Source organism: Nocardia ninae NBRC 108245, assembly GCF_007990755.1.
In the GTDB taxonomy this organism is placed as follows: domain Bacteria; phylum Actinomycetota; class Actinomycetes; order Mycobacteriales; family Mycobacteriaceae; genus Nocardia; species Nocardia ninae.
Genome location: NZ_BJXA01000031.1, coordinates 64,704 through 87,122, shown reverse-complemented (window position 1 = coordinate 87,122; position 22,419 = coordinate 64,704). Strand labels below are relative to the sequence as shown.

At 64.4% G+C, this 22,419-nt stretch carries 19 protein-coding genes and 1 tRNA gene; 10 read left to right on the top strand and 10 right to left on the bottom strand.

Annotated features, from left to right (window positions below; all coding sequences use genetic code 11):
- Positions 1-148: 148 nt before the first annotated feature.
- Positions 149-772: a TetR/AcrR family transcriptional regulator gene (locus tag NN4_RS22545; protein ID WP_147134785.1), complete on the top strand. Its 624-nt coding sequence runs from the start codon at positions 149-151 to the stop codon at positions 770-772.
- A 3-nt stretch (positions 773-775) separates the two neighbouring features.
- Here NN4_RS22545 and NN4_RS22540 read toward each other — a convergent pair whose 3' ends face one another.
- Positions 776-2,743: an Eco57I restriction-modification methylase domain-containing protein gene (locus NN4_RS22540; protein WP_147134782.1), complete on the bottom strand. Its 1,968-nt coding sequence runs from the start codon at positions 2,741-2,743 to the stop codon at positions 776-778.
- A 268-nt stretch (positions 2,744-3,011) separates the two neighbouring features.
- Between NN4_RS22540 and NN4_RS22535 the strand changes: the two genes are divergently transcribed.
- Positions 3,012-3,707: a nitroreductase gene (locus tag NN4_RS22535; RefSeq protein ID WP_147134779.1), complete on the top strand. Its 696-nt coding sequence runs from the start codon at positions 3,012-3,014 to the stop codon at positions 3,705-3,707.
- On the opposite strand, the gene NN4_RS22530 is transcribed toward NN4_RS22535, so the two are convergent.
- From NN4_RS22530 to aceE, 7 genes are all read right to left on the bottom strand, one after another.
- Positions 3,680-4,159: a winged helix-turn-helix transcriptional regulator gene (locus NN4_RS22530; protein WP_147134775.1), complete on the bottom strand. Its 480-nt coding sequence runs from the start codon at positions 4,157-4,159 to the stop codon at positions 3,680-3,682. The genes NN4_RS22535 and NN4_RS22530 overlap by 28 nt on opposite strands.
- A gap of 228 nt (positions 4,160-4,387) precedes the next feature.
- Positions 4,388-5,821, bottom strand: a complete 1,434-nt coding sequence (locus NN4_RS22525; protein ID WP_147134771.1) for an acyl-CoA carboxylase subunit beta — start codon at positions 5,819-5,821, stop codon at positions 4,388-4,390.
- A gap of 124 nt (positions 5,822-5,945) precedes the next feature.
- Positions 5,946-7,196 carry a KasA/KasB family beta-ketoacyl-ACP synthase gene (locus NN4_RS22520; protein WP_147134768.1) on the bottom strand — a complete coding sequence of 417 codons (1,251 nt, stop codon included), beginning with the start codon at positions 7,194-7,196 and terminating at the stop codon, positions 5,946-5,948.
- A 10-nt stretch (positions 7,197-7,206) separates the two neighbouring features.
- Positions 7,207-7,506, bottom strand: a complete 300-nt coding sequence (acpM, locus tag NN4_RS22515; RefSeq protein WP_107655016.1) for a meromycolate extension acyl carrier protein AcpM — start codon at positions 7,504-7,506, stop codon at positions 7,207-7,209.
- A 117-nt stretch (positions 7,507-7,623) separates the two neighbouring features.
- Positions 7,624-8,538, bottom strand: coding sequence for an ACP S-malonyltransferase (locus NN4_RS22510; protein ID WP_147134765.1), 915 nt, complete (start codon positions 8,536-8,538; stop codon positions 7,624-7,626).
- 128 nt (positions 8,539-8,666) lie between these two features.
- Positions 8,667-10,001: a PucR family transcriptional regulator gene (locus tag NN4_RS22505; protein ID WP_199856586.1), complete on the bottom strand. Its 1,335-nt coding sequence runs from the start codon at positions 9,999-10,001 to the stop codon at positions 8,667-8,669.
- Positions 10,002-10,012: 11 nt separating this feature from the next.
- Entirely contained in the window at positions 10,013-12,919 is a 2,907-nt protein-coding gene (gene aceE, locus NN4_RS22500) for a pyruvate dehydrogenase (acetyl-transferring), homodimeric type (protein ID WP_371865686.1), read from the bottom strand.
- A 234-nt stretch (positions 12,920-13,153) separates the two neighbouring features.
- On the opposite strand from aceE, the gene NN4_RS22495 reads away from it, so the two are divergent.
- From NN4_RS22495 to NN4_RS22480, 4 genes are all read left to right on the top strand, one after another.
- Positions 13,154-13,711: an Rv2240c family protein gene (locus NN4_RS22495; protein WP_107655014.1), complete on the top strand. Its 558-nt coding sequence runs from the start codon at positions 13,154-13,156 to the stop codon at positions 13,709-13,711.
- A 126-nt stretch (positions 13,712-13,837) separates the two neighbouring features.
- Positions 13,838-14,260, top strand: coding sequence for a DUF3052 domain-containing protein (locus NN4_RS22490; RefSeq protein WP_107660179.1), 423 nt, complete (start codon positions 13,838-13,840; stop codon positions 14,258-14,260).
- Positions 14,261-14,335: 75 nt separating this feature from the next.
- The gene (locus NN4_RS22485; protein WP_147134762.1) at positions 14,336-14,800 is read left to right on the top strand and encodes a peroxiredoxin; all 465 of its coding nucleotides are present in this window, start codon (positions 14,336-14,338) and stop codon (positions 14,798-14,800) included.
- 18 nt (positions 14,801-14,818) lie between these two features.
- Positions 14,819-14,890: transfer RNA gene (locus NN4_RS22480), tRNA-Val, on the top strand.
- 43 nt (positions 14,891-14,933) lie between these two features.
- On the opposite strand, the gene NN4_RS22475 is transcribed toward NN4_RS22480, so the two are convergent.
- Complete coding sequence (locus tag NN4_RS22475) at positions 14,934-16,094, bottom strand: hypothetical protein (protein WP_186818571.1); 1,161 nt, start codon at positions 16,092-16,094, stop codon at positions 14,934-14,936.
- Positions 16,095-16,707: 613 nt separating this feature from the next.
- On the opposite strand from NN4_RS22475, the gene NN4_RS22470 reads away from it, so the two are divergent.
- Genes NN4_RS22470 through NN4_RS22460 form a run of 3 tightly spaced genes read left to right on the top strand, consistent with a single transcriptional unit; the run spans position 16,708 to position 20,392 of the window.
- Entirely contained in the window at positions 16,708-18,099 is a 1,392-nt protein-coding gene (locus NN4_RS22470; RefSeq protein WP_147134756.1) for a 3'-5' exonuclease, read from the top strand.
- Positions 18,096-18,737, top strand: a complete 642-nt coding sequence (locus tag NN4_RS22465; protein WP_147134753.1) for a DarT ssDNA thymidine ADP-ribosyltransferase family protein — start codon at positions 18,096-18,098, stop codon at positions 18,735-18,737. The genes NN4_RS22470 and NN4_RS22465 overlap by 4 nt, the downstream gene beginning before the upstream one ends.
- Positions 18,734-20,392 (top strand): ADP-ribosylglycohydrolase family protein, encoded by a 1,659-nt coding sequence (locus NN4_RS22460; protein WP_147134750.1) that lies wholly within the window; start codon positions 18,734-18,736, stop codon positions 20,390-20,392. The genes NN4_RS22465 and NN4_RS22460 overlap by 4 nt, the downstream gene beginning before the upstream one ends.
- Positions 20,393-20,496: 104 nt before the next feature.
- On the opposite strand, the gene NN4_RS22455 is transcribed toward NN4_RS22460, so the two are convergent.
- Positions 20,497-20,928 carry a MerR family transcriptional regulator gene (locus NN4_RS22455; RefSeq protein ID WP_147134747.1) on the bottom strand — a complete coding sequence of 144 codons (432 nt, stop codon included), beginning with the start codon at positions 20,926-20,928 and terminating at the stop codon, positions 20,497-20,499.
- Between the two features lie 118 nt (positions 20,929-21,046).
- Between NN4_RS22455 and NN4_RS22450 the strand changes: the two genes are divergently transcribed.
- A complete protein-coding gene (locus NN4_RS22450; protein WP_246181020.1) occupies positions 21,047-22,351 on the top strand; it encodes a flavin-containing monooxygenase in 1,305 nt (434 codons plus the stop codon).
- Positions 22,352-22,419: the final 68 nt, after the last annotated feature.

Below are 22,419 nucleotides of genomic sequence, written 5' to 3'. Positions count from 1 at the left end.
CAGACAAAGCTGGACGCGCGACCTGGACGCCAATCCGGCGATCCTCGGACGAGCCGCCGGACGCCGGTGAAATAATGAAGGTCCATCACCCGCACCGTCGCGACGCCATCCCGCACGCCGGCCCTCGCACGAATCGACTGGAGACCAGATGCCAAGTGTCCCGCCCATGCTGCAGCGCATCCTGGACAAGCCCGTCGCCGACGGCGAGAAGCTCCTGGAAAGCGCGCTGTCGGCCTTCCTGGACTTCGGCATCAAGCGGACCAGCATGGGTGAGATCGCCCGCCGTGCCGGCATCAGCCCCGCCACCCTGTACCGCCGCTTCGAATCGAAGAACGAGCTGGTCGAAGCGGTGAGTGTGCGGGAAGCGCAGCGCTTCGTCACGATGATCGACAAGCAGGTACGGGCCGTCAGCGGCTCCGAGGACCAGCTGGTGGAGATCTTCGTCGCCTTCATCACCGCCATCGCCAACAACGAGCTGCTGCGCCGCCTGCTGCGCACCGAACCGGACCTGATCCTGCCCCGGCTCACCACCGACGCAGGGCCGATCCTCGCCGTCGGCCGCGGCTACCTGGCCGAAAAGCTGCGCGAACTGCGCGACACCGAGAACACCCACGATTTCGACGCCGACCTGGTTGCCGAGATCATGGCGCGGCTCGCACTCTCCCTCGCCCTCACCCCCGACGGGCTCATTCCGGTCGCCGACCGCGACGCCGCCCGTGAGTTCGCCCGCCGCACCCTGCTGCCCATGGTGGGCGTGCACGTCACCGCATAGCGCTCAGATCGCGGGCAGCGACACCCCGAACGCCGCCGCCACCCGCTCGTCCAGCTCGGCCCGCGCGGCCGCATCCGGCACCCGGCCGTCGACGAACTCGCGCGCCAGCTCGACGACGGCCACCGCAGACGTCGAACCCGGATTCGGCAGCGGTAGCCGGGCCACGTACTGCGTGATCCACCGGCGCCTGCCGGAGTACAGCCTGTTCCCACATACCGTGTCGTAGAACCGCAACCCCAGTGCCGAATTCGCCACGCCCATCAGCAAATACGCGAGCAGATCCGCGTCGGACGGCGTCCCGGCCAGATCGGGTAGCGAGATCCAATAGCAGTCACCGTTCACCACCGCACCCGACCGATCGAGCGCGAACCGCGGCCGATCACTGATATCCGGAAACACCAGCTTCGGCTCACACCACAACTGCGGACGCTGCGGCACCCAGATCTCGAACCATTCGCGCCCGCTCGCGCCGAGGTAGTGGCGAGCGGACAGCGTGTCCTTATGGGTGCGTAGATACTCAGCAGCACAGGGGAATTCGTTCAAATCGATCGGAGTGCGACGCGGCTGACGGCAGTCGTAGGGATACAGCACGCGGGTGTCGCTCGCTCGGACGATCCGCCACGGTTCGAGATCATGATGCGTGATCAACTCGAGCAATAGCTCCGGTTCGGGAGGCGGCTCGACCTCAGCCCACCGATCCGAGATGAACACCCGATCCGCAGTTGTCTTGATACCCACCCGAATCCGGCCAACCTCCCCGAACGTTTTCCAGGTCGCCGCGGCGATGGCGTTGAGCCAGGCATCGACCTCGGCATTGGACATGCGCCACGCGGTCTCGGGTTCCGCTGTGCGCCGGACGATTGCGCGAAGCGGAGCCGCTGGCGATGCGGGTGATGGGGCTGGGGCGAACGGCGGTGTCGCAGACAGCGGTGCAACCGACTGCGGCGCGGCAGACACGGGTTGGGTGGACGGCGTTGCGGCCAAGGGTAGTTCGGCGGCAGGCTGCGGCGCGAAGGACAGCAGCTGCGCTGACGGCGCTGCGGCGGCGGACAGCAGTGGGCGGAGGGGCTCGCTCTGCCCAGCAACGCCCGCCCCGACGCAGGCGGCAGAAAACTCCTGCGCTCCAGACTTTTCCAGCATCGGCTGGCCCGTCACCAACGTGCCGACCTCCACCGCGAAAGTTCGCCCATTGTGCGCGACGAGGCTACAGCGGTCGCCGGTCAGCGCGTCAAAAAGGTCTATGTCCGAGGCATTTTCGCTGACAGCCGTCTCATATGCCGAGGCGTAACGGCATTCCCCGCCGCACTCGGTACGCGTGGCGATGGTGATCGCGGGCAGTACAGCTGCCTCGAAGAGTTTGGTGTCCCCCAGGTCGTACAACTCGACCGGCGCCAATTCGGCAAGCAGCAACCGCCGAATGTTGGCGCCCGCCTTGGTGGTCAGGAACCTGTTGGCGCACAACAACCCCAGCGCACCACCGGGGCACAGCAGCCGCGGCAGCGTCGCGACGAACGGATGCGTCAGATCGATCCGCCCGCGCAACCCGAACTGCTTACTGAGCAGCTGCGCGGTGGCCCCACCCAACTGCTGGGTCCGCACATACGGCGGGTTCGTGATCACGGCGTCGAACGATGCCGCCGCGAGCTCGTGCGACGCCGTGAGGAAGTCCCCGACATGCCAGTCCACACCGGCTCCCGCGTCCCGCGCCCGCGCCACCGCGAGCGCCGCAGCGTCCAGGTCGTACCCGGTCGACTCCACCCGAACCCCGGGCAGCCGAATCGCCGCCTCGTCCCGCAGCGCGAACAACAGCTCCCCGTCACCACACGCCGGATCGAGCACTCGCAAGACCCCGGATTCCGGCCGCTGCACGTGTGTGAGCAGCCGCTGCGCCAGAAACCGCGCGAGCACCGGCGGCGTGTAGTGCCGACCGTGCCGCTTGCGATCCCGCGCGGCGGGGGCTCCGAAAGCCATGCGCTGGATTCTGCCTTGTCAGAGAGCTCATGACCCGGCAATGCCAGCACTCCATCCGACCGCCCAGTTCGACGGTGGCCCCCGCCCGCACCACCGCACCCGCGCCCTCTTCGACATCCGCACGCGTGTCAGTGCGGCAAGTCGGCGTGCGGGAACCTACAAACTGTGCGGCTGTTCGCCGTAATGCCGCGAGGTTCGGCCCCATTCCGCCACAACCTTTTCGATGCTAGCGTTCAGTCTCAAAATAGAACCAAAATCGAGGAGCGGGATGACGACAGCCGATGTGGATACCGAGCAGTACACGGCATTGGCCAGGCTGCTCGACGAACGCTGGACCTGTCGGCAGTTCCGCGCCGATCCCGTCTCGCACGAGGTCATCGAGAAGCTGCTGCGGGTGGCACAGCGCACCGCCTCGTGGTGCAACACTCAGCCGTGGCAGGTCGTGGTGACCGAGGGCTCAGGCACCGACCGCTTCCGCGAGGAACTGCTCACCCACATCCAAACCGCAACGCCGGAGCCGGATTTCGCGTTCCCCGCGCAGTACACGGGTGTGTTCCGGGACCGCAGGCGCGAGTGCGGTCTGCGGCTGTACGACAGTGTCGGCATCGGCAAGGGCGACCGCGAGCAGACGATGCGCCAGGCGCTACGCAACTTCGCACTGTTCGACGCACCGCACGTGGCGATCGTGACCACCGAGGCCGATCTCGGCGTCTACGGCGCCGTCGACTGCGGCCTGTACATCGGCAACTTCCTGCTCGGCGCGCAGAGCCTCGGCCTCGGCGCGGCACCCCAGGCGGCGCTGGCGTCGTACGCGCCGTTTATCCGCACCTATTTCGGCATACCGGACAACCGCCGGGTGGTCGCCGGCATCTCGTTCGGCTACCCGGACACCGAGCATCCGATCAACAGCTTCCGCACCTCACGCGAGGACGTGGATCAGGTAGCAACCTGGTTCACGGACTGATCCGATTCGAGGAGTCCCGGCCCAGGCTCCGGAACCACATCCCGCGCCGTCAGCTCCTGACCGCACACATCGCATTCGAGCCCCGCGTGCGCCTCACCCGTGCACCCCTGATGGGTGTAGCGCACCGGCGCACCATCGGGCGCCATGTACGTATCGCCCCAGTCCCGGATAGCCATCAGGATCGGGTAGATGTCATGCCCCTTCTGCGTGAGCCGGTACTCCTCGTGCGCCCCCACCGCAGCCTTCTGCTTCACCAGAATCTCGTGCTCGATCAGCCGATCCAGCCGGTCCTGCAACCGACTACGCGAGATACCGAGCGCACTCTGAAACCCGTTGAACCGCCGAATCCCCGAGAACGCGAACTTCAGAATCAGCAACGTCCACCGATCGCCGAAGATCACGAGCGGCCGCGTGATGGAACACGGCACGTCGGCAAGCTCTTCATAGCGCACCTCCCGATGCTACCGACGGCCCCACCTCGCCAGTCGTCAACGATCCGCACTACCTCGGGGTCACGCGGCACCCGCAGAGAGTGCGGATCCCGAGAACGAGTGCAGCTGTTGCTCGCAAACCCTGGGATTCCGTGCCGATTTTGCTGCCGTTTGCGGTTCGGGAGAAGCGTTACAGGACAACGAAACTGGGCCCCGGGGTGTACCCCGGGGCCCAGCTGGTCGCTCAGTTCAGAGCGGAATGTTCTTCAGATGACTGGCCCGCGAAGGAGCCGCAGCCAGCGCGGCGGCGATAGTACTGCGCGTCTTGGCCGGATCGATCACCTCATCGACCACACCGATCGCAACAGCCCGCTCTACACCACCCGCAATGCGCTCGTGCTCAGCAGTGAGGCGCTCGTGCAACGCTTCCCGCTCGTCATCGGGCGCGGCAGCCAGAGCCTTCTTGTGCAGAATGCCGACCGCAGCCTTGGCCCCCATCACCGCGACCTCGGACCCGGGCCACGCGTACACCGCCGTCGCACCCAGCGCACGGGCGTTCATCGCGATGTAGGCACCGCCGTAGATCTTCCGGGTGACCAATGTGACCCGGGGCACGCGCGCTTCAGCGAACGCATGCAGCAACTTCGCACCGCGGCGCACCACCCCTTCCCACTCCATGCTGACGCCGGGCAGATACCCCGGGACGTCGGTGAGCACGACGAGCGGGATACCGAAGGAGTTGCACAGCCGCACGAAACGCGCCGCCTTCTCGGCACTTTCGGAGTTCAGGCAACCACCGAGCCGGATCGGGTTGTTGGCGAGCACGCCGACGGTGCGCCCGGCCAACCGGCCGAGACCGGTGACGATGCTGCGCGCGTAACCGCCCTGCAGTTCCTCGAACGAGCTTTCACCGTCGACGTTGTCGAGCAGCTCGTGGATGATCGGCTTCACGTCGTAGGCGCGCTTGGCCGATTCCGGCAGCATCGCCTTGAGGTCGACGTCGCCGTGCTCGGCCGCGACCAGATCGAACTCGCCCTGTTCGGCGAACATCGACACCAGGCGCCGCGCGCGGTGCACCGCATCGGCCTCGTCGTCGGCGACGATGTGGGTGACGCCGGACTTCTTGCCGTGCGTCGCCGGTCCGCCGAGGGTGGCCATGTCGACCTGCTCGCCGGTCACGCTGCGCACGACGTCGGGGCCGGTCACGAAGATGCGGCCCTCGGGGGCCATGATCACGATGTCGGTGAGCGCGGGACCATAGGCGGCGCCACCGGCGGCGAAGCCGACGACCACCGAGATCTGCGGGACCAGGCCGGACGCGCGGACCATGGCCTCGAAGACCAGGCCGACGGCGTGCAGGGCCTCGACACCCTCGGCCAGACGGGCGCCGCCGGAGTGCCAGATGCCGACGATCGGCAGGCTGGAGTCGATGGCGGTGTCGATCGCGTCGACGATGTGCTTGCACCCGTCGACGCCCATCGCGCCACCCATCACGGTGGCGTCGGAGCAGTAGGCCACGGTGCGGACACCGTCTACCTCGCCGATGCCGGCGAGCACACCCGACTTGTCGCGCGGGTGGAGCGGAAGAAGAGTTCCGGGATCGAAGAAGCGCTGCAGTCGACCGAGCGGATCACGCGGATCAGACGCTGTGTCTTGTTGAAACGCGGGAGCAATGATGGTCATCGCGTTTTCTCCTCACCTGAATGAGTGCGCCGCAACCGCGGCTGCAGAATGTCGAACCCGGCGGGACCAGGCCTGATGGCCCGATCCCGCCGGGGTCGCTGTGCAGTCGATTCGATTCAGGCGGCTATGCCCGACCGAAGGCGAGCGCGACATTGTGCCCACCGAAACCGAAGGAGTTGTTGATCGCGTACTCGATCTCCTGGCGGCGTGCCTCGCCGTGAACCACGTCCAGATCGATGGCCGGATCCTGGTTCTCCAGGTTCAGCGTCGGCGGGACGATGCCGTCCCGGATGCTGAGCACAGTGAGCACGGACTCGAGCGCGCCGACGGCGCCGATCGAGTGTCCCAGCGCGGATTTCGGGGCGTACACCGAAGCGTGCTTGCCAATCGCCAGGTTGATCGCGTTCGCTTCGGCGGTATCGCCGATCGGGGTCGCGGTCGCATGGGCATTGACGTGGGTGATGTCCTTCGCGGTCAGACCAGCGGTCTGCATCGCGCGGGTCATCGCCCGTGCCGCACCGACGCCATCGGGGGCGGGCGCGACGAGGTGGAAGCCATCGGAGGTGATGCCGGCACCCAGCAGGCGAGCGTGGATGGTGGCGCCACGGGCCTTGGCGTGCTCCTCGGTCTCGACGACCATCAGGGCACCCGCCTCACCGAAGACGAAACCGTCGCGATCCTTGTCGAACGGACGCGAGGCACCCTTCGGATCGTCGTTGCGGGTGCTCATGGCACGCATCATGCTGAATGCCGCGATCGGCACCGCGTCGATGTAACCCTCGACGCCACCGGTGACGACCATGTCCGCATCGCCCATGACGATCATCCGCCATGCGTTGGCGATGGCCTCGGAGCCGGATGAGCATGCCGAGACCGGAGTGACCACTCCTGCCCTGGCCTTCAATTCGAGGCCGACAACGGCCGAAGGACCGTTCGGCATGACCATCTGCACAGCCAACGGCGAAATCTTGCGATAGCCACCGCTCTTCAGCTTGTCCACCGAGTCGATGAGGGCGTCGCCGCCACCCAACCCGGTGCCGATGGCCACACCCAGCCGTTCCGGGTCGACCTCCGGGCTGCCTGCGTTACGCCAGACTTCGCGACCGAGAACGGTCGCGAGCTGCTCGACGTACGCCATGCGCCGGCACTCGACTCGGGTCAGCAGGGTCTCGGGCCGAACCTTCAGGTGGCCGCCGATGCGGACCGGAAGGTCGTATTCCTCGACGAAGGAATCCTCGAGAACGTCGATACCGCTCTCGCCGTTGAGGAGTCCCTTCCACGTCGCATCGACATCACCAGCGATCGACGTGGTCGCCGCCAGGCTAGTGACGACGACGTTGGGGAAATTCCCGTTCAAAGTGGAAGGAGTGGTCACAGTGTCGGCCCTACTCGGCGTCGAACTTGGCCTTGAGCTCCGCGGCCGCGTCAGCGTTCTCGGCCTCGAGCTTCTGGATGTAGCCGACAGCGTCGCCGACCGTCTTCAGGCTGGCCAGATCCTCGTCCGGGATCTTCACGCCGTACTTGTCCTCGGTCTGCACCGCGATCTCGACCATGGACAGCGAGTCGATGTCCAGGTCATCGACGAAGGACTTCTCGATCGTCACCTCGGAGGGTTCGATACCCGTCACCTCTTCGATGATCTTGCCGAGTTCCTCGACGATTTGTTCCTGGGTCAGAGCGGCCACTTCGTGGCTCCCTTCTTGGTTCTTTGTAGGGCTCGTACTGTTTTCGGAACGAGACGGACGATGGTTACGTCCGCTCGGTCACAGCCGTGCATATCGATGCATGGCCGCGCAGGAAAGCTAGCCGGAGATGCTGACTCCGGCCAACGCGGGGAGGTCTTCCGGGGTCTTCAGGGCCAAGGTGCGCGTGCCCTTCAGTTCCCGTTTCGCAATGCCGACCAGGGTGCCCGCCGGCGGCAACTCCGCCACCATGGAAACCTCTGCCTGCCTTACGGTTTGGGTGCACAGGTCCCAGCGAACGGGCCGGGTGACCTGAGCAGCAAGCTTGGCGACCGCGTCGCGTCCCGAGGAAACCGGCTTGCCATCGAAGTTCGACAGCAAAGTCCTGGTCGGGTCGTTCGGCACGATCTGCGCTATGGCATCGGTCACAGCCTCCTGGGCCGGTGCCATGTACGCGGTGTGGAAAGCACCCGCGACGGGCAACGCGCGAACCCGCGCCTTCTCCGGCGGGTTCGCGGCGAGTTCCGCCAGCGCGTCCAACCGGCCTGCGGCCACGATCTGGCCCGCCGCGTTGCGGTTGGCCGGAATGAGATCGAGTTCCGCGAGCCGAGCGAGCACGGTGGCCTCATCGCCACCGAGCACCGCGGACATGCCGGTCGGTTCCAACGCGCACGCCTTGGCCATCTCCGCTCCGCGGATGGCGGCCAACTTCACCGCGTCATCCGGGGAGATGACCCCGGCGACGGCGGCGGCGGCGAGTTCACCGACCGAGTGCCCGGCGACGATGGTAGCGGCCGGAAGTGAATCCGTGGGGATTTCCGCGTAGGCGAGCAACGCGGCGGCCACGACGAGCGGCTGGGTCACGGCGGTATCGGTAATCTCTTCCGCCGTCGCGGTGGTGCCGAGGCGAACGAGATCCAGGCCGGAGGCCATGGACCAAAGGATAAGCCGGTCAGTCGCGCCAGGGAGATCGAGCCAAGGCGCGAGCATGCCGGGAGTCTGGGACCCCTGTCCAGGGGCGAACAACGCGATCACACCCCTAAGAGAACACTGTGAGGCGCCTCGCAGGAGATGTCGACGCGAATGAAGCTTGCCCTCGCGTTTTGTGGGAGTCCCACAAAAGGCCACGTGAGTCGTCCGGATCGAACAAGCCAGGGATTCCGTTACAGGCCCTCGCCGCCCGATGCGAAATGAGTGGCCTCTGGGGTTGGTGTTGACGTTTCGTTACGGGTTCGTGTCAAACGACCCACTGTTGCGGCGATCCGGAGCACATACGCGTCCCGCGGGTTCATCGGATCACGACCCGTGATTTCGGCAATCCGTTTGAGGCGGTAGCGAACGGTATTTGGATGGACGTACAACTGACGCGCACACGTCTCGACCGCTCCACCGCAATCCAGATAGGCCTCGAGGGTGTCCGCCAGTGACGATCCCGCCGAGGCCAACGGAAGGACAAGATACTCGTTCAACGCGTCGATCGCAGCTCGATCGCCGAGCAACGCGCGTTCGGGCAGCAATTCGGTTGCATGCACCGGGCGTGGCGCGCCCCGCCAGCCCACCACGGCCTCCATACCGGCCAAGGCCTCGACCGCGCTGGCGTGCGCGGCACCCAGCGTGCGAGTGGTCGGGCCGATCACCACGGGGCCATCGGAGAAGACCTCGGCCAGCAGGTCCGCGAGAAACGGCGATATATAAGAGGACTCCCCGAGGTGACCGCTCACCACCATCACCAGCCGGGTGCCCTGTACTACCGCGAGTGCGGCCCGGCCGTGCCGTGCCGCGATGGCATGCACCGAACCCACCGACGACACACCCTGTTCGCCGGGCGGTGTGCCGACCAGCACGGTGGCCGGTGCGGTGGCGTCCCAGTTCAACGTGGCGGCCCGCGACAGCATGTCCGGACCGGTGTCGCCACGCACCACGGCGTCGACGACAAGCGCCTCCAGCCGGGTGTCCCACGCGCCGCGCGATTCGGCGGCGCTCGCGTACACCGAGGCGGCGGCGAAGCCGAGCTCACGCCCGTACCGCAACACCGCCTCGGTGAGCGCGACCAGCTGCCGATCGTTGCGCGCCAGCGCGGGCAGCCACTGTTCGAAGAACTCCATGGCCACCCGGACCATGTCCACGGTCTGGCGCAGCGTCAGCCGCCGCGCCAGATCCTGCGGAATCACCTGGAACGCATCGAGACTGAACCGGATATCGCTATCCGGGTCCTGCAGCCATTCGAGGAAGTTCACCACCGCGGTCTGCACCAGCATCTGGACACCGGCGCGTTGCGCGGCATCCAGATCGGCGAAGAACGGCAACCGATCCTGCATCGACCCGACCGCCTCCGTCGAGAGGCGTCCGGAGAACTGCTTCACGCGTTTGAGCAGCGTGTCCGGGAGTGGGTCGCGGGTTTGCCGGTTCGGGGAGAGCGCGCCCGTCGGCAGATACACCTCGTGCTCGGAAGAGCCCTCGGAGATCCGTCGCGGCCGCGGCGGTTTACGGTCCACCATTCAATCGTCCGCTACTCGCCGTCTCCATCGGAACTCGACGCGTTCTTCGGCGCGGCGTCGACGTCATCGATGCGGTACTTGGTCGCCGCCTCGATCACCTTGGCACCGTCGATCTTTCCGGCCTTGGCGAGGCCCGAAAGGGCTGCCACCACGATCGATTGCGCGTCGACATTGAACACGCGACGAGCGGCGGCCCTGGTGTCGGAGAACCCGAAGCCGTCGGTGCCGAGTGTGATGAAGTCGCCCGGGACCCACTTGCGCACCTGGTCCGGCACCGCACGCATCCAGTCGGTCGCGGCGACGTACGGGCCCTCGACGCCGGACAGCGCCTCGGTGACGTACGGGACGCCGTGATCCTCGTCGGGGTAACGCAGTGCGGCGATCTCCCGGCTCAGCGCCTCCTTGCGGAGCTCGCCCCACGAGGTCACCGACCAGACATCGGCCTGCACGCCCCAGTCCTCGGCGAGCAGCGCCTGTGCGCGCAGGCCGTCCGGCACGGTGACGCCGGAGACCATGATCTGGGCGCGCACGTCACCCTCTCCCCCGCGCTTGTACAGGTAGAGACCCTTGAGCAAGCCGGCGATGTCGACGTCTTCCGGCTCGGCGGGCTGCTGGTACGGCTCGTTGTAGAGGGTGATGTAGTAGAAAATGTCCTCGCCGCCGAAGCCGCCGTCCGCCTTGCGGGTGTCGGTGCCCGGCAGCGCGTACGGACTCGGTTCCGGGGTGCCGCCGCCGTACATCCGGCGCAGGCCGTCCCGGATGATGTGCGCGATCTCGAAGGAGAACGCCGGATCGTAGGTCACCACAGCCGGATTGGTGGAGGCGAGCAGCAGCGAATGGCCGTCGTTGTGCTGGAGCCCCTCACCGGTGAGCGTGGTTCGCCCCGCGGTTGCGCCGAGTACGAAGCCGCGCGCCAGCTGGTCCGCGGCGGCCCACAGGCCGTCGCCGGTGCGCTGGAAACCGAACATCGAGTAGAAGATGTACAGCGGGATCATCGGCTCGCCGTGCGTCGAGTACGAGGTACCCACCGCGGTGAACGACGCGGTCGAGCCTGCCTCGTTGATGCCCTCGTGCAGGATCTGCCCGACGGCGCTCTCTTTGTAGGCAAGCATCAACTCGGCGTCGACCGATGTGTACAACTGGCCGTTGCGGTTGTAGATCTTCAACGAAGGGAACCACGAGTCCATACCGAACGTGCGGGCCTCGTCGGGAATGATCGGGACGATCCGCTTGCCGATCTCCTTGTCCCGCAGCAGCTCCTTCATCAGCCGCACCAGCGCCATGGTGGTGGCCACGCTCTGCTTGCCCGATCCCTTGCGCACCGACTTGTACGCCTCGTCGCCAGGCAGTTGCAGCGGCTTCGCCGTGGTGCGCCGTTCGGGCAGGAACCCGCCGAGCGCCTTGCGGCGATCGAGCATGTACTGGATCTCGCGCGACTCCATGCCCGGGTGGTAGTACGGGGGCAGGTACGGATCCTTCTCCAGCTCGGCGTCGCTGATCGGAATCCGCTGCAGGTCACGGAAGTCCTTGAGGTCCTGCAGGGTCAGCTTCTTCATCTGGTGCGTGGCGTTGCGGCCCTCGAAGTGCTTGCCGAGGGTGTAGCCCTTGATCGTCTTGGCCAGGATCACCGTCGGCTGACCCTTGTGCGCCATCGCGGCCGCGTAGGCGGCGTACACCTTGCGGTAGTCGTGGCCGCCGCGCTTGAGGTTCCAGATGTCCTGATCGGACAGGTCCTGCACGAGCGCCTTGGTGCGCGGGTCGCGGCCGAAGAAGTGGTCGCGGACGTAGGCGCCGTCGTTGGCCTTGTAGGTCTGGTAGTCGCCGTCGGCGGTGGTGTTCATCAGATTCACCAGCGCGCCATCGCGATCCGCGCCGAGCAGCGCGTCCCACTCACGGCCCCAGATCACCTTGATGACGTTCCAGCCCGCGCCGCGGAAGAACGACTCCAGCTCCTGGATGATCTTGCCGTTGCCGCGAACCGGGCCATCGAGCCGCTGCAGGTTGCAGTTGACCACGAAGGTCAGGTTGTCCAGGCCCTCCAGCGCCGCGACGTGCGCGAGCCCGCGCGACTCCGGCTCGTCCATCTCGCCGTCGCCGAGGAACGCCCACACGTGCTGATCGGAGGTGTCCTTGATGCCGCGGTCGTGCAGGTAGTGGTTGAACCGCGCCTGGTAGATGGCGTTCATCGGGCCGAGGCCCATGGACACCGTCGGGAACTCCCAGAAGTCCGACATCAACCGCGGGTGCGGGTACGAAGGCACCCCGTGGCCGGGGCCGCCGTGGCTGTACTCCTGCCGGAAGCCGTCGAGCCGGTCGGTACCGAGCCTGCCCTCGAGGAAGGCCCGCGCGTAGATACCCGGCGAGGCGTGACCCTGGATGAAGATCGAATCGCCACCGCCGGAATGATCCTTGCCGCGGAAGAAGTGGTTGAAGCCGACCTCGTACAGCGCCGCCGAGGACGCGTAGGTCGAAATGTGGCCGCCCACACCGATGCCGGGGCGCTGGGCGCGATGCACCATGATCGCGGCGTTCCAGCGGATCCAGGCGCGGAAGCGCCGCTCCACCTCCTCGTCGCCGGGGAACCACGGCTCGTTCTCGGTGGGGATGGTGTTGACGTAGTCGGTAGACGTCAACGCGGGGATGGCGACACGGCGTTCACCGGCCCGCTCCAGCAAACGGAGCATGAGGTAACGCGCTCGGCCGGGGCCCTCACGATCGAGCATTTCATCGAACGACTCGAGCCATTCGCTGGTTTCCTCCGGGTCGATGTCCGGTAGGTAGGACGCCACCCCTTCGCGGATAACCCGAACACGCTCGGTCGGCTGGGCGATCGATCCGTTCGGATCGCGCCCGGCCGGAGCGGCGGAGTCGGATCCAGCGGGTTGCGCTGGAGCGGAAGAGTGGATCAGGTCGGTCAAATCTGCTCCTCGTACAGGGGTGGACATGCGGATAGCGTCGGTATCCCCGAGTGGATTCGCGTGGGTTTGCGTACCACTCGTTTACGTAAGGTCGGGGCGCACCCTCCATCCTTGCCGATGGTGTGCCCCAGGTCATCATGTCAGCAGGAAATCCAGTACCGTGCGCTGGGCAACATGAGCCCAGGCCGCTGTAGTTTTCGAGCGCCGGCGAGGCGCACGTCATACGGGAGGACGATGAAGACGCTGGACCCGCGCGGGTTCGGATTGGTGTGCGCGACCGGAGCGGTCGTCGTCGGCTTGGTCGTGGCCGGTTGCGCGAACCGGGTCGAGGGCACAGCCAATCCCAACACCGCAGATCTAGCGGCCTACAAGACCGAGGCAGCGGCCTCGTCGGCCGCGGCAACCTCGTCCAAGCGCGCTGCGGCGCAGACGAAGGCGATCACCGACAACTGCAGCCAGTTCCCGACCACCACCGGTGTCGGGGTCTCCAAGTACAACGAATTCGTCGACGCGCACGACGCCAACGCACCCGACTACGCCGCCAAGCGCGAGCTTGCCGCGTCAACCCTGGATGACGCCGCGAACAAGGTGGAGACCGGAGTCAACACCGCCAAGGACTCGCTGCCCGGCGAGTTGGCCACAAAATTTACCGATTACGTCACAGCGGCTCGGGCGCTCTCCGGCGAGACCCGCCGGATGACCTACACCGCGCCCGTCGGGCCGCTCAACGAGGCAAGTAGGCGGGTCAACGACGCACGCAACGCCGTCCGAGACGCCTGCCCGAAGCGCTGAAACGGTCCGTGACACAACATTGTCACGCGACATTCCGGGCCATTTTCTTCGGATCGGCTTGCGCTGGCGGCCATAACCATGTTCGCTTGCAACTACCTATTGTCGGGAGTTGAGGAGGACACCACCGTGGTCGCCGCGGCGGACGCGCAGAACTACGCTCAGAAGCTTGGCATTACACACGGCTTGGTTGTCCAGGAATTGGGCTGGGACGAGGACGTCGACGACGACTTGCGAGCCGACGTCGAGGAATCCATCGGCAGCGACCTTGTCGACGAGGATTCCGATGAAGTAGTCGACGTCGTGCTGCTCTGGTGGCGTGACGGGGACGGTGATCTGGTCGACGCACTGATGGATGCGATCGGTCCGCTTGCCGACGAAGGCTTCGTCTGGGTACTCACGCCCAAGACCGGACATCCAGGCCATGTCGAACCAAGCGAAATCGCTGAATCCGCACCCACCGCCGGTCTGACTCAGACCTCGGCGATCAGCCTGGGTACCTGGGCGGGCAGCCGCCTGGTCCAACCGAAGGCGCCCTCGAAGCAGCGCTGACCTACCTTTCGCTATGGTGTCGCCGGGCGGTGATCGTGCCGCCCGGCGGAAACCCGACACGATGGAGGATTTGCGATGCCGCTCGAAGTTGGCACGGTCGCGCCGGATTTCACGCTCAAGGATCAGAACAACCAGGACGTCAGCCTGTCGGACTACCACGGCAAGAAGAACGTCCTCATCGTCTTCTACCCGCTCGCCTTCACCGGCATCTGCCAAGGTGAACTGTGCAAGGTGCGCGACGAACTCCCCAAGTTCCAGAACGACAACGCGGAGATCCTCGCCATCTCCGTCGGCCCGCCGCCCACCCACAAGATCTGGGCCGCCGAACAGGGATACACCTTCCCCCTGCTGTCCGACTTCTGGCCGCACGGCGCCGTAGCCCAGGCCTATGGTGTCTTCAACGAAAAATCCGGCTACCCCAACCGGGGCACCTTCGTCGTCGACCGCACCGGATACATCCGGTTCGCCGAGATGAACGGGCCCGGAGAGCCCCGTGACCAGGCGGCTTGGGAGAAAGCGCTCACCGCGCTAGATTCATAACCCGGTCGGTAACGACAAGGGCGTATAGCTCAGCGGTAGAGCTCTGGTTTTACACACCAGCGGTCCGCGGTTCAATCCCGCGTGCGCCCACCCTCTCTATCCCCGTAGATGCCACGAGGTATCTACGGGGGGGTCAGCCGCGATGCGGCCGGTACAGCAGGCGCACGACGCGGCCGCCGAGCACAATCGCGATCGATGAGAACAGGCTGGCCTTGGCCTCCCGCAGGCTCCAAGTGGGCACCTGACCGTTGCGCATCCAGTCGTCGAGGATGGCCGGAAGCGTAAAGCTGAGCCGGAAGCCGGCTCCGGGATCGACGGGCACGATCTCCCAGTCCCGGCTGAGCGGCCGGTTGTCACGGCGGTCACGGGGATACTCGAAGTTCACCCAGATTTCAGTGGTGGACGGGTCCTCGACGTACTCGGCGAACGCTGCGCGGTTGTCGACCAGCAGCACGAGAACGAATGGCGCGGAGGGGAAGCCGAGGACCAGGTCGTCCAATGTGACTTCACCGAGCCGGGCCATGATTGCTGCCAGCCGATCGATCGGCAGTTCGCGCGCAGACGGCGAGTCCGCGTCGTACACGTAGTACTCGTCGTATATTTCGTCGCGCAGTCGCGCCACGTTCAGCCCGGCCAGTTCCCTGTCGTCAGCGACGGCGAGGCCGAAGGTAGGGGCCGGGAAGGCCGATTCCCCGGCGTACCCACGCATCTGGTGGATGTGGGCGGCGAGGTCGGGGAAATCGTCGTCGTCGACGTTGGCCGGCCAGGTGCCCAAGGTGTGGCGGAGTGCGTGCCGAATTTGATTCAACGGGAGCGAAGCGAGCTCGGCCTGCGTGGCCAGGTCTACGATCCCGGTGGCGATGTCATCGGCGGCGGCCAAGAGCGCATCGAAACCCGGATTCGACAGGTCGATCAACGAGATCTGCTGTGCTAGAGCATATTCCTGCGCCGGCTTGGTGAACCCGCTGGCTGAGAACAGGGCGTACTGGTATTGGTAGCGCTTCATCGGGATGTGATAGGCCCCGGGTGTCTGCGTGCTGTAGTACTCGTTTACATCACGGATGGTTCCGTAGGCATTTCGCGCGACCTCGATTCCCGTGCGGTCACTCCGATGCTTGGCTTCGACGAATAGGCGCAGCGGCAGCGAGAACGGTAGCGGCAGATCCAGTTCGCCGAGCACATCGACTTGGTGGTTCGTGCCGCGCCCGCGGACCAGCAAGCCTCTTCCGCTGTCTTTCAGCGCCTCTCGGTCCTGATCTGCCGCGACGAGGAGCCGATAGCCGTTGTCCTGCAAGAGCCTCGCCAGGAGTTCCTCGAGCACATACCCCCGCACCGTCTCCACTTTGATCGCCAAGTTGTCCCCTCCGTAACAATTGCGACTGCCGAGTATGCGTCATCGCATCAGTCACTGTACCGAGTCAACGGGGCCGTGTGTACGGAAGTTGCACTGCAGCAGCTGATTCAAGGGTGCATTGCTTCCGTATCAGCAATGCGGTCCGCGATGAGGCATATCTGAAGGTCTACGACGACATCGAGTCGGAGTGGCCGATATGGATCGACCTGCAAGTGCCACATCCACCGACTCAGGATGTCAGTGCCTCCAAGGTAGCGAGCGGTTTCCCTGCATTTACATTGGGACAGCTGGGCAGTTGGCTATTGATAGTCGAAGATCACCGGTTTGACGTAATTCGGCAGGTCGCCATAGCTAGCCCGCGTTGTCGAAAGCCTGGACTGAAACGGTGAGACCTCCGATCTCTAACGTCTAAGCGCATCCGACCAGGAACTTGCGCGCGCTCCACGTGGAGTCATGATTGCCTGAAATCTGAGTGCCAGCAGGAGAACCTGGGCGTACGATCTACTGCTATGTGAGTCCGGCCGACCGAACCCCAATCCCACTGGAGCCGATCATGCGGATACTGCCAGTAGTCGCTCCTACCGCCGAGCAACTCGAGCTGCTCACCGTAAATCAGCACGGAGTTCTAGTAATCAAGGGCGCAGCAGGCAGCGGAAAGACGACTACTGCCTTGCTTCGTCTGAGGCATCTGTGTGGAACTTGGAGTGCGCGGCATCGACGGTTGGGATTGGGCACCCCGGTGAAGGTCTTGGTGCTGACCTATAACCGGACTCTCGAGGGATATATAGCCGAGCTGGCGCGGCAGCAGGTACCCACTAGCGACAACATCGACTTACAGGTGACCACATTCGCGAAGTTCGCAGGTGATCTCGTCGGCGCGAATCCTGACGACTATGCCGACACAATTCTGGCGCGATTGCTGTCGACGTTCAGTATGCCAAGGAGTTTCCTACAGGACGAGGTGCAGTACGTACTTGGTCGCTTTGAGTTCGACAAACTGGAGGACTACGTAACAACGGTTCGGGAAGGACGTGGAGCTTCGCCCCGAATGGCGAGCCCGGCACGACGGCGACTGCTCGACGAAGTCATCTACCCATACCTCAAGGAGAAGCAGGCTTACGATGTCCGCGACTGGAACGATATCGCTGTTTCAGCAGGCAAGGCACCCTGCCAGCAGTGGGATGTCGTGATCGTCGATGAGGCCCAAGACTTCTCGGCCAACCAGGTTCGCACGATCCTCAAACACCTCGCCCCCGACCATTCGATCACCTTTGTGATCGATGCCGCTCAACGGATCTATCCGCGGTCGTTCACATGGAAGGAGGTCGGACTACAGGTCACTGGTGCGTCCAGCAAGACGTTACGGCACAACCACCGCAATTCCCGTGAGATCGCTGCATTCGCGCGTGGAGTTATCGACGGCATGACGGTCGGTGACGACGGAGTTCTTCCGGATTTCGATGTCGCCATTGAGTCCGGCCCCATGCCGGTCGTACTCGTCGGCACCTACTCTGCGCAATTGCAATGGGTTTTGGACAATATCATTTCCGCCGACAACCTGTCGGGCGAATCGGTCGTTTTCCTGCATCCCAAGGGCGGTCGATGGTTCGACTATGCAAGACGGGAACTCCGCAACAACAATATTCCTCTCGTCGAACTCACCCGAAGCAGAAGCTGGCCAGCCGGCAACGAGAATGTTGCTTTGAGCACTATTCACTCGGCGAAAGGTCTAGAGTTCGACCACGTTGTCATCCTCGGACTGAATCAGCAGGTCACCCCGCATGGCGACGGCGAGGGCGACGTCGGATTGGAGACCTTGCGCCGACTGCTTGCAATGGGCATCGGTCGAGCACGCAGGACCGTCACCCTGGGATTCAAAGCCGGGACGGAGTCCTCGCTCGTCGAATTCCTGAATCCCGCAACATACTTGAGGATTAACCTGTGAGAGACGAGATTCTTCGTTTCGTTCGTGAACATGGAATATCAGAAGTTGTGCACTTCACCACCAACTGCGGGTTGGTCGGCATCCTTGCCACCGATGCGCTCGCCTGCCGCGACAAGCTGAACGAGAACAACTACCTGGAAAAGGTCCTTCTACTCAACTGCCCGTCGCGCAAAGATCTTGACTGGACCGGGTACGTGAACATGTCTATCTCGGTTGTGAACAGCCGGATGTTCGGGTATTCGCTAGGCTGGCATGATACCGAGAGAGTTTGGTGGGCAGTCCTGTCGTTCACCCCTGATATCCTCGCCGACGACGGGGTGTGGTTCACCACGACAAACAACACCTACACGGACACCGTGCGGCGAGGGCAAGGCCTGGCAGGTCTGAAAGACCTTTACAGCGAAGCGATTCCGTGGGGCTACCGCGGCTCCGTTAGTCGACGTGGGCCTGGACATCCCGCTGATCGCCCAACCAACGACCAAGCCGAGGTCCTATACCCCGGTGCGGTGTCACTGGCCAAACTGCAGGCCATCTATGTTCGCCGGGAGGAACATCTGGACGAGATCGAAGGCTTGATTGCGGCACTACCCGCCGCCCGACGAGTCCCCGTCAGCTACCGACCCGAGGTATTTCAGTGAGCAAGACCGGAGATCGTGCCGAGCGAACCGTCTCCTCCATGCAATGGGCTGCATGGGCCGACGCGCTGGGCTGGATCTCCGAGCTCACCACTGCGGAGAACCTACGCCGACGCACCAAGGGCCGGCCACTGACCAAGCCGTATCCCTGGCAACGACAGGTCGGCGGACGGATGGGCGTGCGAGTCGACCTCCCTGCCGGGTGCTACTCCGATGACACCCAACTGCGGTTAGCTACCGCACGATCCGTGTCCTCACGAGGGTTCGACGTCGAAGCATTTGCCCGCGTCGAGCTACCTGTCTGGCAGTCCTACGCACTGGGCGGAGGGCGCGCGACGAAGGCAGCTGCCGCCGGAATGAGCAAATCGAACGCCAACTGGGCAACCAACTTCTACAAAGATTGGGAAAACTCTGGTGGAAATGGGGCCGCAATGCGCATTCAGCCCCACGTGTACGCGGCCGCCGACCTTCGCTCCTTCGCCCATCTCGACGACGTCATCAAGAACGCCGTCGTCACCCACGGCCATCCCAACGCCCTTGTGGGCGCCGTGCTCCACGCAACAGCCTTGACGATGGCGCTTGCTGAACAGATCGCGCCGGGACCTGACAGATGGCCGGAGCTCCTGGCTACAACCCGGCACGCATTCCGCGCCTTTGAGCGATGCCAGGAACTGGCTTCATACTGGCGGCCGCAGTGGGAAACCGTGGTGAGCGACAACCTGGAACGCGCTTGGACAGACACCGTTTTGCAAGCCGAACGTATGTTCAATGCCGCAAGAGAAGTATTTGATGTGCTGCGAGTCGCAACGGACGAATCCGCATCGACACACGGCTACGAACTGCTGGTCAAGACCCTGGACCTCGACAACCCGCAAACCCGCGGCAGTGGGCTCCCCACTGCGGTTACGGCCATCGTTCTCGCCGCTGCGCTCCCGGACCACCCAGCCAAAGCCGCGACGCTCGCTGCATCTCGTCTGAACACCGACACAGACACGATAGCCACCATGGCCGCCGCAATCGTCGCGGCGATCAGACCTCATGAACTCGTATCCGATGTTCTCGACGCCGATTACATCGCCGGCGAAGCGCGCCGCCTGACACATATCGCACGACGCGAACCTACTAGTGACTTCCCGTACCCCGACCTGCTGCGTTGGGTGCCACCCAAATCAGGCCTCGATAGTGTCGGCATTGTCAATGAGAATCTCGTCCTAGCTGGACTCGGCTGGCTTGAGCCCATCAGTGCCGCATACAACACCCAGTCAGCGAACTGGCAATGGATGGGGGTCTCAAACGGCGCAACCGTGCTGGTGAAGTACCGCCCAGAACCACTCGCACTGCACCCGAATAACTGGCCTGCGCTCCGACCGACAGACGATGCGTGCCTGTCCATTCAGATGGTGTCCGACGCACCACCCGACAGCAGCCCACCTGCGCAGCTCGACAAGACGCTGCCGGGTCCCGACGTAAAGACAGATACCTTGACCAATGAGGAAATCAGCAAAATGCTCGCCTGGCTGGAACGCCAAGGGCATAGCGAGTACGCAATCGGGTACGCACTCCGACGCGTGATCGAAATCGGCACGCGGACTCAAGTATTAGAATTCGCAAACGAACTCGCGCAGCGACTCAAAGAAAATGGATCTCAGCACCATTAATAGTATCAGCGTGGCCGGTGCGTGGAACAGGACTGGGGTTGGCCGAGCCGTGATCGGCAGGAATTCGGCACCGTCGACCGGTGGAAAAACCGTGACCTCGTCCGCTATCGCACGATCGCCCGTTCGTCGGTCATGGCGCGCAGGTACGGGCATTCTTCGGCGGGGTTGGCATCTGGGCAGGTGAGTAGGTGTTCGAGCAGGGATTTCGCGGCGGTCAGGCGGGCCTGCTGTTGTTCGATCTCGTCGAGCCGGCCGAGGACCGCTTGCCGCCATTCGTGATTGCGGGCGGAGAGGACCGTGCGGATCTCGTCCAGGTTCATCAGGCCGGTTTCTCGCCACAGCTGGATCAGGCCGATTCGATGTAATTCGTTGCGACCGTACAGGCGCCAGCGGGATCGGCGTTGCGCTGGTCGGAGGAGTCCGCGCTGCTCCCAGTAACGGAGTGCTGATTCCGCGAGGCCGAATCGTCTTGCGGCGGTGCCGATCCCGACCAAGTCGTTGCTTGGCGGGCGGTCTGCCGGTTGGGTGTCATCCATCTCGACCGCCGTTCTTTGTCGTCGTAGGTCTTGATCTCTAGCCGACTTCAAATGCTTTGGTAGGCAAGCCTAACGAAAGTACGGAGCGGCGGCTGCCGCGCGCGAGGGAGAGGTCACTGTGGTGAACAGCGAGTACTGCGAAACCGTCATCATCGGCGCGGGCCAGCAGGGGTGCGGAGTAGCCGCCTCACTGCAGGAGATCGGGCACGCCGCGGTGATTGTGGAAAGGGCGGAGGTCGGTCATGCCTGGGCGCATGAGCGGTGGGACAGTTTGCTGGTAGGCAGTGGTAATCGAACCATTCAGCTGCCCGGCTGGGAGTACGACGGCAACGATCCCGACGGAACCATGTCGGGCCGTGAGTTGGCCCGACACTTGCGCCGCTACGCGGTGGAACGAGAGCTTCGGGTGTTGCAGCACACCGAGGTTCGGGCCGTCGAGTGCCCGTCGGAGGTGTCGGATCGTGACGACGTCAGGTTCCTGACGTATCTGTCGACCGGTGCGGTCTTCGAATCTCGCAATCTCGTTGCGGCGGTAGGCGGCTACGCGAAACCTCGGCTACCCGACTTCGCGCCTGAGGTCGATCCGGCCGTCCGGCAGGTGCATTCGCGCGACTATCGCAATCCCGCGTCGCTGCCCGGTGGTGGCGTGCTCGTGGTGGGGGCCGGCATCAGCGGACAGCAGATCGCGGACGAACTCGCGGATGCCGGACGGAGGGTGTTCTTGTCGGTCGGTCGCCACCGGGTCTTTCCGCGTCACTATCGCGGCCGGAGCATCCACGAATGGATGTACATATTCTCGCTGTACGACGATTTCGTGGCGGCGGACGTCACGCACGATGACCCGACCAAGTTGCCAGGCCTGCCGGTAACGGCGGTTACGAACCGCGGTGCGGACCTCAACCTCGGCACACTGGCCGAAAAGGGCGTAACGCTAGTCGGTTCCGTGCGCGCGGCACAGCACAACGTCCTCTCGGTGGACGACAATGTCGTCGCCATCGCGAAGGACTCCGGCCGCTCGCTCGGCGCGATACTGCACAAGATTGATTCCGGGATTCATCGGCGCGGGTTCGTGGCGCAGGAACAACGCCCGCCGCTCGCGGTGAACATGGAGCACATCACCAACTTCGGAAACAAACTCGATCTGACGCACCACGGGATCACAACGATCATCTGGTGCACCGGATTCGGGCCCGACTATCGATTTCTACCGAAGCAGGCGCTCGACGATCATGGCGTGCCCATCCAGGAGAAAGGCATGCACGGTGCGCTGCCGGGGCTCTATTACGCCGGACTTCCGGAGGGGAATTCACTGCACCTGACAGGAATTCCCGCCACCGTCGAGTGCGGGCGATTCATCGCGCGCCAGATCCATATCGACTCCGTCCTGCGATCCGGCACCTCGCAATCCGTGCTTGTGCCGTAAGGACTTCGAACCGACCTACCAGGATCCGGCGCAACGAATACAGCAGCTCATGCCGCGCCGTTCCCGAT

What these genes read in the sequence shown, in the direction of transcription:
- NN4_RS22545 (WP_147134785.1), top strand. Translation starts at nt 149, where the DNA reads ATGCCAAGTGTCCCGCCCATGCTGCAGCGCATCCTGGACAAGCCCGTC.
- NN4_RS22540 (WP_147134782.1), bottom strand. Translation starts at nt 2,743, where the DNA reads ATGGCTTTCGGAGCCCCCGCCGCGCGGGATCGCAAGCGGCACGGTCGG.
- NN4_RS22535 (WP_147134779.1), top strand. Translation starts at nt 3,012, where the DNA reads ATGACGACAGCCGATGTGGATACCGAGCAGTACACGGCATTGGCCAGG.
- NN4_RS22525 (WP_147134771.1), bottom strand. Translation starts at nt 5,821, where the DNA reads ATGACCATCATTGCTCCCGCGTTTCAACAAGACACAGCGTCTGATCCG.
- NN4_RS22505 (WP_199856586.1), bottom strand. Translation starts at nt 10,001, where the DNA reads ATGGTGGACCGTAAACCGCCGCGGCCGCGACGGATCTCCGAGGGCTCT.
- NN4_RS22495 (WP_107655014.1), top strand. Translation starts at nt 13,154, where the DNA reads ATGAAGACGCTGGACCCGCGCGGGTTCGGATTGGTGTGCGCGACCGGA.
- NN4_RS22485 (WP_147134762.1), top strand. Translation starts at nt 14,336, where the DNA reads ATGCCGCTCGAAGTTGGCACGGTCGCGCCGGATTTCACGCTCAAGGAT.
- NN4_RS22470 (WP_147134756.1), top strand. Translation starts at nt 16,708, where the DNA reads ATGCGGATACTGCCAGTAGTCGCTCCTACCGCCGAGCAACTCGAGCTG.
- NN4_RS22455 (WP_147134747.1), bottom strand. Translation starts at nt 20,928, where the DNA reads ATGGATGACACCCAACCGGCAGACCGCCCGCCAAGCAACGACTTGGTC.